Below are 12937 nucleotides of genomic sequence, written 5' to 3'. Positions count from 1 at the left end.
GAGGAAAGGGTTCTACTGCGCACGGTCTTACCTTCAATCCTTTCCACGGGGGGCGATATCGTTTCTGGTTTCCACCCGTCGGTGGATCCCGGAAATTCGGACCGGGGGAGTTCTGGGCGAGCATGGAAACGAAGATGCCGGGGACGCGCGGCGGAAGGGCGGCTTTGTTCGCCGCGGCGACCGCGCCGTTGGGATTGCGCGCCGTGATCCTTGCGGGTGATCGGATTCCTACCGGAGATCACCCGCAGGGCTGGGAAGGGGAGCCTTGGTCTCTTGGGGGCGGTGGCGGTGCACCGCGGCGATCGCCGTCCGCGGGGGACGTGCGAGAGGCGATCGTGTAGCGACAACGAGGTGCAGGGGACACTCCTGCGGCTCAGCACCCATACGGTGATCCTTCTGCTCCCACACTCCTGAAGTGGGTGCCGCGGTTCGAATACCGCCGGGGCACCCCTCACCCTTTTCCCGGGTGCCTCTGGTCCGGGAATGCGCCAAAGGCACCGCTTTATTGTTGCCCGAAACCAGGCCGTCGACGCAATACCCCATCGGTTTTTATCTGATATGTGGGCTGTTCGTAAATTGCCTGGCTTATTGGAAAATGCCGCATTAGTGCGGGATGTGGTTGTGGAGGGCGCGGCGAACCGTGCTCCGGCCGTACCGCCACGGCCCTCCTGAGCCGCGAGGGACAGGAGCCGGTTCGCCGTACCCCACGCCGCGCCCCGGCATGCCCCGTGGCGGGGTGTGCCGGGGCGGATACCTTCCGGCAACCTCGCGGGCGCAGGGTGACGTGCAACACATCAGGGAGTCGGCCACCGGGCGGGTGGCCAACCCGCGAGGAGGCAACGTGGTCTACGTCAAGCCGGGTGAGGACGGCAGCATCGTCAGCTTCGCCAAGCGGTACGACAACTTCATCGGCGGCGAGTGGGTGGCCCCGGTCGAGGGACGCTACTTCGACAACCCCTCGCCGGTGGACGGCAAGGTGTTCTGCCAGGTGGCCCGGTCCACCGCCGCCGACATCGATCTCGCCCTCGACGCCGCGCACAACGCCGCCGACCGCTGGGGCCGTACCTCGGCCACCGAACGGGCCAACATCCTCAACAAGATCGCCGACCGGCTCGAGGAGAACCTCGAGAAGCTCGCGGTCGCCGAGACCTGGGAGAACGGCAAGCCGGTGCGTGAGACGCTCGCCGCCGACCTGCCGCTCGCCATCGACCACTTCCGCTACTTCGCCGGGGCGATCCGTGCCCAGGAGGGCGCGATCAGCGAGATCGACGCCGACACGGTCGCGTACCACTTCCACGAGCCGCTCGGCGTGGTCGCCCAGATCATCCCGTGGAACTTCCCCATCCTCATGGCCGCCTGGAAGCTCGCCCCCGCGCTCGCCGCCGGCAACTGCGTGGTGATCAAGCCGGCCGAGCAGACCCCGGCGAGCATCCTGCTGGTGATCGAGCTCATCGCCGACCTGCTCCCGCCCGGCGTGGTCAACGTGGTCAACGGCTTCGGCGTCGAGGCCGGCAAGCCGCTCGCCTCCAGCCCGCGGGTGGCCAAGGTCGCGTTCACCGGCGAGACCACCACCGGCCGGCTCATCATGCAGTACGCCAGCGAGAACATCGTGCCGGTCACCCTCGAGCTCGGCGGCAAGAGCCCGAACATCTTCCTGCCCGACGTCATGGCCGCCGACGACGACTTCCTCGACAAGGCGGTCGAGGGCTTCGTGATGTTCGCCCTCAACCAGGGCGAGGTGTGCACCTGCCCCTCCCGGGCGCTCATCCACTCGTCCATCTACGACGAGTTCATCTCCCGCTGCATCGCCCGCACCGAGGCGATCAAGAGCGGCAACCCGCTCGACCCGGAGACCATGATCGGCGCCCAGGCGAGCAACGACCAGTACGAGAAGATCCTCTCCTACATCGACATCGGCAAGAAGGAGGGCGCCGAGGTCCTCACCGGCGGCGGCTCGCGCACCGTGCCCGGCCTGGAGGGCGGCTACTACATCCAGCCCACCATCTTCCGCGGCACCAACGACATGCGGATCTTCCAGGAGGAGATCTTCGGCCCGGTCGTGTCGGTGACCACCTACGACTCCGTCGAGGAGGCCATCAAGATCGCCAACGACACGATGTACGGCCTCGGCGCCGGCGTGTGGACCCGGGACGGGAACACCGCCTACCGGCTCGGCCGCGAGATCAAGGCGGGCCGCGTGTGGACCAACTGCTACCACGCCTACCCGGCCCACGCCGCGTTCGGCGGCTACAAGAAGTCCGGCATCGGCCGCGAGACCCACAAGATGATGCTCGAGCACTACCAGCAGACGAAGAACCTGCTGGTCAGCTACTCGCCGCGGAAGCTGGGCTTCTTCTGATGACCGCACCGGAGCGCGCCGGGGCCGAGCCGGCCCCGGCGGGCGCCGCAGGCGCAGGAGGGGAGGCCCCCGGGGGCCGCGTGGAGCGGGTACGGCTCACCCCGGAGGCCGAACGCCTGCTCGCCCGCCTCATCGAACGGCACGGCCCGGTCATGTTCCACCAGTCCGGCGGCTGCTGCGACGGCAGCGCGCCGATGTGCTACCCGCGGGGGGAGTTCCGGGTCGGCGCGTCGGACGTGCTGCTCGGCACCGTCGCGCACGACACCCCGTTCTGGATCAGCGCCGACCAGTACCGGTATTGGTCGCACACCCACCTGACGGTGGACGTGGTGCCCGGCCGGGGCAGCGGGTTCTCGCTCGAGGCCCCCGAGGGCGTGCGGTTCCTGCTGCGCTCCCGGCTGTTCACCGACGAGGAGGCCGCCCGCATCGCGGCCGAACCCCCGCTGCCCACCGGCGCCGGCCTCTAGGCGCCGGCGGGCCCGGCGGCCACGGGCACGCGACACGCCACGGCCCCGGCACGAGACGTCCGGTGCCCGCCCCCGCGCCGCCCGCACCCACGGTGCGGGCACGCAACCAGACGACGGGTGGGGCTCCCTTTTCTGGCACCGGCGCGGGGCGGGCGCCGGGCCCACACCCTTCTTCTCAACGGGCCTTCCTCAGTGGGCGCCCGCGGCGTCGCCGAGCACGTACCTGCGGCCCCAGGCGCCGAGCGGCCCGAGCGCCTCGTTGAGCGCCTCACCGGCCGGGGAGAGCGAGTACTCCACGCGCGGCGGCACCTCGTCGTACACCTCGCGGCGCACGATCCCGTCGGCCTCCAGCTCGCGCAGGTGCGCGGCGAGCACCTTCTCGGTCACCCCCGGCAGCTCGCGGCGCAGCTCGCCGAACCGGCGCGGGCGCACCCCGAGCGCCCACAGGATCAGCACCTTCCACTTGCCGCCGATCACGCCCATCGCCGCGTCGATCCCGCAGACGTACGCGCCGGGCCTGCGCGCGACCCGCATCGCCACCCCCTCCCGCCCGGAGGCTTACCTTCGGGAAACCACGCACTTCAAAGTGCGTACTTGAGCGCCCTCGGGCCCGCCGACCAGCCTAGTCGCCATGACGACGATCGACCCGGCCCCGCGGGCCCTGTCGTTGCTCGGGCTCGGCGACATGGGCGCCGCGCTCGGGCACGCCTGGCTGGACGCGGGGCATCCGCTCACCGTGTGGAACCGTACGGCGGGCAAGGCCCGGCCGCTCGCCGCCAAGGGGGCGACGGTCGCGCCGACCGCCGCCGACGCCGTGGCCGCCGCGGACCTGGTGGTGGTGTGCCTGCTCGACGACGCCTCGGTTGACCAGGTCCTCGCCGGCACCGACATCTCCGGCAAGGACCTGGTCAACCTCACCACCGGCACCCCCGGCGAGGCCCGCGCCCGCGCCGCCTGGGCCGCCGAGCGCGGGGCGCGGCTGCTCGACGGCGGCATCATGGCCGTGCCGCCGATGATCGGCGTCCCGGACTCGGGCGCCTACGTCTTCTACAGCGGTCCCAAGGAGGTCTTCGAGGCCCACCGGGAGACGCTCGCCGTACCGGCCGGGGCCGTCCACGTCGGCGAGGACGCCGGCATGGCCGCGCTGCACGACGTGGCCCTGCTCAGCGCGATGCTCGGCATGATGTCCGGGATGGCCCACGCCTACGCGCTGTTCCGGCGGGAGAAGACGCCCCCGGCGCGCCTCGCCGGGCCGCTCGCCGACTGGGTCGCGGGCATGGCCGCCTCGTACGCCCGCGAGCTCGCCGAGCACCTGGAGTGCGGCGACTACACCAGGGACGTGACCTCCAACCTCGCCATGATGGTCCGGGCCAACGCCACCCTGCTGCGCACCGCCGAGGAGCAGGGCGTCGGCACCGAGCTGCTCGAGCCGTACATGCGGCTGATGGAGCGGCGCCTCGCCGAGGGCCACGCCGCCGAGGGCACCGCCGGCGTGGTCGACCTGCTGCTGCGCTGACCCGAGCCCCGGGCCGCTCCCCGCCGCACAACCCCGCGGAAAACCAGGTGAGATCACCGCGCGCGGGGCGGGAGAATGGGACGTTCCACTCTTCATGTCTCAAACCATCGGGGAGCGTTCGTGTCCAGCAGCGGTGTGCGGCAGGATCTCAGCCTTCTCCGTGACCGGCCGTTCACGCTGCTGCTGGTCGCCCGGACCCTGTCGATGCTCGGTGTGGCCTTCGGCCCCGTGGCCATCGCCTTCGGGGTGCTCGGCCTGCCCGGGTCCACCGCCACCACCCTGTCGGCGGTGCTCACCGCCGAGGCGCTGCCGATGGTCGGGTTCATGCTCGTCGGCGGCGTGGTCGCCGACCGGCTGCCCCGGCACCGGGTGATCGCCGTGTCCGAGACGGCGAACGCCCTCGCCTACGCCGGGCTCGCCGCCGCCATGCTCACCGGCCACACGCCGCTGCCGCTGCTGATCGCGCTCTGCGCCGTCTCGGGCACCGCGAGCGCGCTCCTCTACCCGGCGCTCACCGGGATCATCCCCGACGTGGTGCCGCCGGAGCGGCTGCAGACCGCCAACGCCCTGCTCGGGCTCGGGCAGAACTCCGCCCGGGTCGCCGGCACCGTGCTCAGCGGCGCCGCGGTGGCGCTGCTCGGCGCGGGGTGGGCGCTGGCGGCGAGCGGGGCGACGTTCGCGGTCTCCGCCGTGCTCGCCACGCTGCTCGGCCGCAGCCTGCGCGGCCGCGCCCGCGGCGGCGGAGGGTCGTCGATGCTCGCCGACCTGCGGGCGGGCTGGCATGAGTTCTTCTCCCGGCAGTGGCTGTGGGTGGTGGTGGCCCAGTTCTCGATCGTGGTGCTGGCGCTGCAGGCCGCCCACGGGGTGCTCGGGCCGCTGCTCGCGCGGGACGAGCTGGGCGGCGCCCCCGCCTGGTCGGCGGTGCTCGCCGCCCAGGCGTTCGGCATGGTCGTCGGCGTGCTGCTGGCGATGCGGGTCCGGCCGCGGCGGCCGATCTTCGTGGGCGTGCTGCTCACCTTCTCCGCGGCCGCGCCGAGCCTGCTGCTCGGGGTGGGCGCGCCGCTGTGGTCGGCGGTCGCCGGCGCGTTCCTGACCGGCGTCTGCTTCGACGTCTTCGGCGTGCTGTGGGCGACCACCATGCAGCGGGAGGTCCCGCCGGAGTCCCTGTCCCGGGTGGCCTCCTACGACGCGCTCGGCTCGCTCATGCTCGGGCCGGTCGGGCTCATGATCGCCGGGCCGGTGGCCGAGCTCGCCGGGGTCCGGCCCTCGCTGATCGGCTGCGCCGTGCTCATGGTGCTGGTCACCTTCGCCGCGCTGCTCGCCCCGGGGGTGCGCGGGCTGCGGGCCCCGGACCCGCGGGTGCCCGCGCCGAGCCCGGGCACCCCGGCCCCGCCCGCCTGACCGCGCGTGTACGTGCACGCGGGTCCGGTCACGCGCCGCCGGCGGCGAGCTCCCGGGCGCGGGCGAGCAGCTCGGCGGCGTCGGCCAGGTCCGCCTCGGTGGGGGCGTCGTCCTGGGTGAGCCGCACCCGCCAGTACCCGGAGAAGTCGATCGCCCGCTTGGGCACGCCCCGCTCGTCGACCAGGTGGCGGCGCAGCGCCCGCACCGCGCCCGCCTCCCCGGCGAGCCACGCGAACATCCGCCCCTCCGGCAGGCGGGCGGCGCGCACCGCCCGTACCAGCAGGTCGGTACGGCCGGCCGGGGCGTCGCCGCGGTGCAGCCAGTGCACGGTCAGCTCGCCGCGGGTGTGCAGCGGCTGCTCCTCGGCCGCGTCGCGCACCTCGACGAACGCCACCGCGCGGTGGCCGGGCGGCAGCGCCTCCACCAGGGTGCCGATCGCCGGGAGCGCGCTCTCGTCCCCGGCGAGCAGCAGCCAGTCGGCGGCCGCGATGGAGGCGGCAAGGGGCACCGGCCGCGCGAAGTCCGCCGAGGGGCCGAACATGCCGAGCACGTCGCCGGGCCCGGCCGACCTCGCCCACCGGGTCGCCGGCCCGGCGTCGTCGCCGTCGTGCAGCACGAAGTCGACGTCGATGGTGCCCGCCCGCGGGTCGTGGTTCCGGATGGTGTAGCTGCGCATCCACGGCCGCTCGGCCTCCGGGATGGCGGTGTAGGCCGTGTACCAGCGGGCCGGGTCGCCGTCGGGGCCGGGCTCGGGCAGGCGGGGCCGTACCTGGCCGGGCCTGGGGAAGTAGAGCTTGACCTGCTGGTCGGGGCCGTCGCAGACCAGGTCGGCGAGGTCGTCCCCGCCGAAGGTGACCCGCCGCATGTGCGGGGTGAGCGTGCGGGCCCGGGTGACGTGGACGTAGCGGACGGGCAGCGGACGTGGCACCGGAAACTCCCCTCGTCGATGGGACGCTGACGGCTCCGGCCGGATGCCACCTCAATCGTCTCATTGAACTTCCCAGTGAAACCTTTCCCATGATCTTGAGGAATCCCCGCAGGTCGATCCGTGGCGACTCTCAAACCGGGGAACACGGCCGGGTACGGCCGGCGCGGCCCCGGGGTAGAGGGGCGGGCATGGATCCGCGCAGGCGCGTGCCGCGCACCGACACACTCCTCGCCGACCCGCGGCTCGCCGGGGCGGTGCGGCGGCTCGGCCGCGCCCTGGTGAAGCAGGCCGTCGGCGAGGCGCAGGAACGGGCCAGGCGGGGGGAGATCCGGCCCGAGCAAGTCGCCGACGCGGCGGTGGCGGCGCTGCCCGAGCACCCCGCCGGGCTGCGGCCGGTCGTCAACGCCACCGGCGTGCTGCTCCACACCAACCTGGGCCGGGCGCCGCTGTCGGCCGCGGCCGTGGCGGCGATCGCCGCGGCCGCCGGGCCCACGGACGTCGAGTTCGACCTCGCCACGGGCGCGCGGGCGCGGCGGGGGAGGAGCGCGCTGGCGGCGCTCGCCGCCGCGGTGCCGCAGGCCGAGGCCGTGCACCTGGTGAACAACAACGCCGCCGCGCTCGTCCTCGTCGCCACCGCGCTCGCGGCCGGGCGGGAGATCGTGCTCAGCCGCGGCGAGATGGTGGAGATCGGCGACGGCTTCCGCATCCCCGAGCTGCTGCGGTCCACCGGCGCGCGGCTGCGCGAGGTGGGCACCACCAACCGCACCCGGCTCGCCGACTACGCCGACGCGATCGGCCCGGACACCGGGTTCGTGCTCAAGGTGCACCCCTCCAACTTCCGCATCGAGGGCTTCACCGGCGCGGTGGACGTCGCCGAGCTCGCCGGGATCGGCGTGCCCGTGGTCGTCGACATCGGATCCGGCCTGCTCGCCCCCGAGCCGCTGCTGCCCGGCGAGCCGGACGCCGCCACCACGCTGCGCGCCGGGGCCGACCTGGTGACCGCGAGCGGCGACAAGCTGCTCGGCGGCCCGCAGGCCGGGCTGCTGCTCGGCCGCCGCGACCTCGTCGAACGCTGCCGGCGGCACCCGCTCGCCCGGGCGCTGCGGGTGGACAAGCTCACCCTCGCCGCCGTCGAGGCCACCCTGCGCGGCCCCGCCACCCCCACCTTCGAGGCCCTGCACGCCCGCCCCGGGGAGCTGCTCGCCCGCGCCCGCGCGGTCGCCCGCACGCTCGCCGCGGCCGGGATCGACGCGCACGCCGTACCGTCCCAGGCCACGGTCGGCGGCGGGGGAGCGCCCGGGGTGACCCTGCCCAGCGCCGCGGTCAGCCTGCCCGGCCACCTCGCCGCCGCGCTGCGCACCGGCACCCCGCCGGTGGTCGGCCGGCTCGCCGACGGCCGCCTGCTGCTCGACCTGCGCGCCGTACCGCCCGAGCAGGACGATCTCATCGTGGCGGCGGTGGCCGCCCAGGCGCGGCGGGACGGCCCGCCGGTCGCCGGGTGAGACCGGGGCGTCACACGGCGGTCGCGGCGCCGTCCGGCTCGCCGGGGGTGCCCGCCTCGGCGGCGTCGCCCTCGAGGGCGTACCGCATGGCGCGGAACTTGGCCCGGGCCTCGGCGAGCTCGGCCTCCGGGTCGGAGTCGCCCATGATGCCGCAGCCGGCGAACAGGCGCGCCCGGTTCCCGGAGACGGCGGCGCAGCGCAGCGCGATGCCCCACTCGCCGTCGCCGCGCGCGTCGATCCAGCCCACCGGGCCCGCGTACCGGCCGCGGTCCATGCCCTCGATCTCGCGGATCAGCTCCAGCGCGGTGCCGGTCGGGGTGCCGCCGACCGCCGCGGTGGGGTGCATCGCCGCGACCACGTCGAGCACCGAGGCCCCGTCGGCGAGGCGGCCGGTGATCGGGCTCGCCAGGTGCTGGACGTTCGGCAGCACGAGCAGCTCGGGCTCGTCGGGCACCTGCAGCCACGAGCACAGCGGGGCGAGCGCCTCGCGCACCGAGGCGACCGCGCAGGCGTGCTCGTGCCGGTCCTTGCGTGAGGCGAACAGCGCCGCGCCGCGGGCCGCGTCCTCGGCCGCGTCGGCGCCGCGCTGGGTGGTGCCGGCGAGCACGAGCGACTCGATGCGGCTGCCGGTGTGCCGGACCAGCAGCTCGGGCGTGGAGCCGACCAGGCCGTCGCAGGAGAACGTGTAGCAGTCGGGGTAGCGGCGGGCGAGCCGGTCGAGCAGCACCCGCACGTCGATCAGGCGGTCGGCCCGCGCCACCAGGTCACGGGCGAGCACCACCTTCTCCAGCCGCCCGGACCGGATGTGCGCCACGGCCCGGGCCACCCGCTCACCCCACTCGGCGGCGGTGAGGCTGCCGTCCTCGTAGCGGATCCGGCCGGGGTCGACGCGCGGCGTCACCGCGCTGGGGCTCCCCCCGCCGATCGTGGTGAGCCAGGCCCGGCCGTCCCGCTTGGCGAGCACCACCTCGGGGACGACGAGCACCGAGCCGGGCCGCCGCGGGTCGAAGGTGAACGAGCCGAACGCCACCGGACCGGACCCGGGCACGCGCAGCTCGTCCTCGATGCGGGCCTCGGCGAAGAGCGTCGCGAGCCTGGCACGCGCCCAGGCGAAGGCGTCCTGACCCGGCGGCACCTCGAGGCGGACCGCCTCGCCCCAGCCCACCAGGCCCTCGCCGTGCCGGATCCAGGCGAACGCCGGTGACTGCGGGAGCCGCGCGAGGAGGTCGCCGGGGTCCGCGACCGGGACGGTGCGTACGAGCAGGGGGCGGGTCAGTCCGAGCGCGACACTCACTCCAGACACTTTATTCATCGGCCTGCCGCGGCCCGGCACCGGGGATGCCGACGCCCCGGGGATCCGGGAGCGTGCCGGGGCGCCGCGTCACCGCCCGCGGCGCGCGGGCCCGCCGTACCGGAGCTCACCGCAGGCCGCCGAGCGCCAGTCCGGCCCAGGCCGCGGCCAGCCCGGCGGCCACGCTTCCGGCCACGTTGAGCAGCGCGCGCCATCGTCTCCCCGACTCGAGGAGCCGCAGCGTCTCGTAGCCGAACGTCGAGTAGGTGGTGAGCCCGCCGCAGAAGCCCGCGCCCGCGTACGCCATGGTGCCCGGGCCGGCGGCGAGCCCGGCGAGCAGCCCGAGCAGGAACGACCCGGCCACGTTCACGATGAAGGTGCCCCACGGGAAGGCGGGGCGGAACCGCCTCTGCACCGCTCGGTCGACCAGGTAGCGCAGCGGGGCGCCGAGCGCGGCACCGAGCCCGACCAGCAGCACGCTCATCCCGCCGCCCTCCCGCGCCGGAGGGCCGGCCGGGTCACCCGTACGGCGAGCGCCACCGCGGCGAGGCCGGCGGCGAGGGTGGCCGCCAGGTAGCCGGCGGCGATGCCCGGCCGCCCGGCGTCGAGCAGCAGGTGGACGTCGTGGACGAACGCCGAGAACGTGGTGAACCCGCCGAGCACCCCGGTGCCGAGGAAGGGCCGCAGCAGCGGGCGGGCCCCGCGGCCCTCGCCGAGCGCCGCCATCAGCACGCCGATGAGCAGACAGCCGCCCACGTTGACGGCGAACAGCGTCCAGGGGAAGGCGCCGGGGGAGGCCGGGAACGCGAGGGTGAGGGCGTGCCGGGCCATCGCGCCGATCGCGCCACCGGCCGACACCGCGGCGATCACGCCCGCCGTACCGTCTCCCCGCCGCCGGGAGCGCGGCTCGGCGGCGCGCCGCGTGGCGGCGTCCCCGTGGACGGCGGGACCCTCCGGCACGACAACCCCCGACAGGACCTCTGCGCGTGACCGGCGCCCGGCTCGTGAGGGGAGAGGCGCCGTCAGGCGCCGGGGAGCCCGGGAGCCGTGCCCTCACGATACCGTCCTCCGCCCCGAACCCACGCCGGTGTCGGCCTCGCGCACCGTGTCGGCGGGGGCGTACGGCACCGGCGGCAGGGGGCGCGGCTAGAAATCTACAAAGTAAAGGCAGCGGCTTTGGCCGGCTCCCGTCCGCTCCGCTCGTGACCACCCCGGGCGGCGACCAGCTCGGCGAGAAGCCGGTCCCACTGCGGGATGATCGCCGCCGGCCGGTAGGCCTCGGCGGTGCGCAGGGCGTTGCGGCCGAGCCTCCGGCGCAGCGGCTCGTCCTCGATGAGGCGGCGGATCGCCTCGGCGAGGGCCGCCGGGGTGCCGGGCCGGACCAGCAGGCCGTCGTGCTCGTGGGTGATGATCTCGCGGGGGCCGTGCGGGCAGTCGAAGCTCACCACCGGCACGCCCTTGCTCATCGCCTCCAGGATCGTCATGCCGAAGCCCTCGTAGCGCGAGCTCACCACGTACAGCGACGCCTTGGCGAGCTCGACGCCCACCTCCGGGGTGCTGCCCAGGAACAGCACCTTGCCCTCCAGGCCGGCCTCGGCGATCTGCGCCCGCAGCCTCCTCTCGTTCTCCGGCGTGCCCGCGCCGAAGATCCGCAGCGTCCAGTCCGGGTGCGCGGCGGCGACGTGCCGCCAGGCCTGCACCAGCCGGTCGAAGCCCTTGGCGCGGACCACGCGCCCGATGGCGACCACGGCCTTCTCCTCCAGCCGGGACACGTCCCCGGCGAGCGGCGGGATCGCGTTCGGGATGCGCACCAGGCGGCGCGGCATGACCCCCTTAAGCTCGCGCCGGTAGTGCTTCAGGTCGGCGCGGGTGAGCGTGACCAGCGCGTCGAGCCTCCGGTACCGGCGGCGGATGCGCCTGACCAGGTCGGGGTGGTGCGACCTGAGCGTGACGTGCTCCTGGCCGACGCGGATCACGCCGGGCCGGGTGAAGGCGGCGGCGGCGAGGTTGAAGCCCGGGCGGGTGGTGATGAGCACCCCGGACCGCAGCGAGCGCAGGTAGCGCACGAGCAGCAGGTCGCTCCACAGCGTGCAGCGGTGGCGGGCCTTCTCGTGCCGGGGCATGAGCAGGCTCGGCAGCAGCGACAGCAGGCGGGCGGCCGGGCCGCGCGGGGCGAGGCGGTCGTCGAGCGCCGTGACGCGCACGCCCGGCGGGATCGGGAAGAACGGCTCGGGCCGCTCGCGGATGAGGCTGACCACCTCCACCTCGCGGTCGCGGGCGAGGTGACCGGCGAGGTTGAGCACCGTACGGATCGTGCCGCCCATGCCGTAGGCGTGCAGCAACAGCAGGCGCACGGTCTCGGCGTGCGGGGGAGGCGTGCCGCGCCTGCGTAACCGGTGGAGCGGCCCGAGCAGCGCCGACAGCACCCGCCGGGCCGCAACGCGGGCCACGGCCGTACGCCCCCGTCTTCTCATGTGCGGAGCCCCCTTTTTCCGCTTGTAGCCGGCCGCGACCGCCCGCGGTGCCCCCGTCCGGCCCGCGTGCCCCTCGTCCGTGGCGGGATATCCATTACGTCCGGTCACGGAGAGTAGTTACCCGTCTGCTGCTTGATATCCCTGATACGGCAGATCGCGCTTTTCGCTGTATCTTCTGCCGGTTAGACGCGCCCAGTTCCCTTTGTGTTGCGGCGGTGAGGAACACCTGGCGGGAGGGTGCGGTCCGCGGGCCGCTCGCGTGGTCATCGGCACTCCGCGGCGGCCGTAGGGTTTATCCGGACAAGGTCCGTCCGGATAACTAAGGAGCGATGCATGCAACACCCGGTGTCCCGGGTCTTGGCGATGCTGGAGCTCCTCCAGGCCCACCCCGGGATGACCGGTCCCGAGCTCGCCGTCCACCTGCGGGTGGACGAGCGCACCGTACGCCGCTACGCGACCCGGCTCGTCCAGATGGGCGTGCCGGTGGTGGCGGAGCGGGGCCGCCACGGCGGCTACCGGCTGGTGCCCGGCCACCGGCCGCCCCCGCTCATGCTCACCGGGGACGAGATCACGGCCGTGGTGCTCGGCCTGATCGCCGGGCAGCGGGCCGGCCTGCCGCTGGGCGAGGCGGCCGCCCGCAGCGCGCTCACCAAGATCGAGCGGCTGCTCCCGGCCGGCCTGCGGGACCGCATCCACGCCGCGGCGGGCCCCGGCGACCTCGCCCCGGCCGCGCCCGGCACGCCGTACCGGGTGCGCGTGGTGCTCGGCACGAGCCTGGAGGCGGCGCGGCGCCGCATCCCGCCGTCGGCGGGCACGCTCGCGGCGACGCCGGACGGGCAGAGCGTGCTGTTCACCACGCAGGCCGCGCGCCTGGACGCCGTGGCGCACCTGCTCGCCGGGCTCGGCCTCCCGTTCCGGGTCGTCGAGCCGGACGCGCTCCGGGCCGAGGTGCGGGCGCTCGCCGACCGGCTGCGCGCCTACGCCGACCGGTAGGCCCGA

The 12937-nt window shown here is 74.7% G+C and carries 12 protein-coding genes; 6 read left to right on the top strand and 6 right to left on the bottom strand.

What is annotated here, in order from left to right; genetic code table 11:
* The first annotated feature begins 841 nt into the window (after positions 1-841).
* Positions 842-2359, top strand: a complete 1518-nt coding sequence (gene adh, locus FHX40_RS11310; RefSeq protein WP_142261713.1) for an aldehyde dehydrogenase — start codon at positions 842-844, stop codon at positions 2357-2359.
* Entirely contained in the window at positions 2359-2826 is a 468-nt protein-coding gene (locus tag FHX40_RS11305) for a DUF779 domain-containing protein (RefSeq protein WP_142259567.1), read from the top strand. Before adh ends, FHX40_RS11305 begins: the two co-directional genes overlap by 1 nt.
* Before the next feature lie 189 nt (positions 2827-3015).
* On the opposite strand, the gene FHX40_RS11300 is transcribed toward FHX40_RS11305, so the two are convergent.
* Positions 3016-3360 (bottom strand): winged helix-turn-helix transcriptional regulator, encoded by a 345-nt coding sequence (locus FHX40_RS11300; RefSeq protein WP_142261712.1) that lies wholly within the window; start codon positions 3358-3360, stop codon positions 3016-3018.
* A 97-nt stretch (positions 3361-3457) separates the two neighbouring features.
* Between FHX40_RS11300 and FHX40_RS11295 the strand changes: the two genes are divergently transcribed.
* A complete protein-coding gene (locus FHX40_RS11295) occupies positions 3458-4342 on the top strand; it encodes an NAD(P)-dependent oxidoreductase (RefSeq protein WP_142259566.1) in 885 nt (294 codons plus the stop codon).
* A gap of 120 nt (positions 4343-4462) precedes the next feature.
* Positions 4463-5743: an MFS transporter gene (locus FHX40_RS11290; RefSeq protein ID WP_229788181.1), complete on the top strand. Its 1281-nt coding sequence runs from the start codon at positions 4463-4465 to the stop codon at positions 5741-5743.
* Between the two features lie 28 nt (positions 5744-5771).
* Here FHX40_RS11290 and FHX40_RS11285 read toward each other — a convergent pair whose 3' ends face one another.
* Positions 5772-6671, bottom strand: a complete 900-nt coding sequence (locus tag FHX40_RS11285) for a siderophore-interacting protein (protein ID WP_142259564.1) — start codon at positions 6669-6671, stop codon at positions 5772-5774.
* A gap of 188 nt (positions 6672-6859) precedes the next feature.
* Here FHX40_RS11285 and selA point away from each other — a divergent pair, with 188 nt between their 5' ends.
* Entirely contained in the window at positions 6860-8173 is a 1314-nt protein-coding gene (gene selA / locus FHX40_RS11280; protein WP_142259563.1) for an L-seryl-tRNA(Sec) selenium transferase, read from the top strand.
* Between the two features lie 10 nt (positions 8174-8183).
* Here selA and FHX40_RS11275 read toward each other — a convergent pair whose 3' ends face one another.
* From FHX40_RS11275 to FHX40_RS11260, 4 genes are all read right to left on the bottom strand, one after another.
* Positions 8184-9467 carry an isochorismate synthase gene (locus tag FHX40_RS11275; protein WP_229788179.1) on the bottom strand — a complete coding sequence of 428 codons (1284 nt, stop codon included), beginning with the start codon at positions 9465-9467 and terminating at the stop codon, positions 8184-8186.
* 124 nt (positions 9468-9591) lie between these two features.
* A complete protein-coding gene (crcB, locus tag FHX40_RS11270) occupies positions 9592-9948 on the bottom strand; it encodes a fluoride efflux transporter CrcB (RefSeq protein WP_142259561.1) in 357 nt (118 codons plus the stop codon).
* Complete coding sequence (locus FHX40_RS11265) at positions 9945-10424, bottom strand: fluoride efflux transporter FluC (protein ID WP_229788175.1); 480 nt, start codon at positions 10422-10424, stop codon at positions 9945-9947. Before FHX40_RS11265 ends, crcB begins: the two co-directional genes overlap by 4 nt.
* 194 nt (positions 10425-10618) lie before the next feature.
* The gene (locus tag FHX40_RS11260) at positions 10619-11938 is read right to left on the bottom strand and encodes a glycosyltransferase family 4 protein (RefSeq protein WP_142259560.1); all 1320 of its coding nucleotides are present in this window, start codon (positions 11936-11938) and stop codon (positions 10619-10621) included.
* Between the two features lie 333 nt (positions 11939-12271).
* Here FHX40_RS11260 and FHX40_RS11255 point away from each other — a divergent pair, with 333 nt between their 5' ends.
* On the top strand, positions 12272-12931 hold the full coding sequence (locus tag FHX40_RS11255) for a WYL domain-containing transcriptional regulator (RefSeq protein ID WP_142259559.1): 660 nt from the start codon (positions 12272-12274) through the stop codon (positions 12929-12931).
* The last annotated feature ends 6 nt before the right edge of the window (positions 12932-12937 follow it).

This window comes from Thermopolyspora flexuosa (assembly GCF_006716785.1).
GTDB lineage: Bacteria > Actinomycetota > Actinomycetes > Streptosporangiales > Streptosporangiaceae > Thermopolyspora > Thermopolyspora flexuosa.
Note: the sequence above shows the minus strand (reverse complement) of the source record. Positions and strands in the feature narration are given on the sequence as shown.

Coding starts and splice junctions, on each gene's coding strand:
- FHX40_RS11305 (WP_142259567.1), top strand. CDS start 2,359: ATGACCGCACCGGAGCGCGCCGGGGCCGAGCCGGCCCCGGCGGGCGCC.
- FHX40_RS11300 (WP_142261712.1), bottom strand. CDS start 3,360: ATGCGGGTCGCGCGCAGGCCCGGCGCGTACGTCTGCGGGATCGACGCG.
- FHX40_RS11295 (WP_142259566.1), top strand. CDS start 3,458: ATGACGACGATCGACCCGGCCCCGCGGGCCCTGTCGTTGCTCGGGCTC.
- selA (WP_142259563.1), top strand. CDS start 6,860: ATGGATCCGCGCAGGCGCGTGCCGCGCACCGACACACTCCTCGCCGAC.
- crcB (WP_142259561.1), bottom strand. CDS start 9,948: ATGAGCGTGCTGCTGGTCGGGCTCGGTGCCGCGCTCGGCGCCCCGCTG.
- FHX40_RS11260 (WP_142259560.1), bottom strand. CDS start 11,938: ATGAGAAGACGGGGGCGTACGGCCGTGGCCCGCGTTGCGGCCCGGCGG.
- FHX40_RS11255 (WP_142259559.1), top strand. CDS start 12,272: ATGCAACACCCGGTGTCCCGGGTCTTGGCGATGCTGGAGCTCCTCCAG.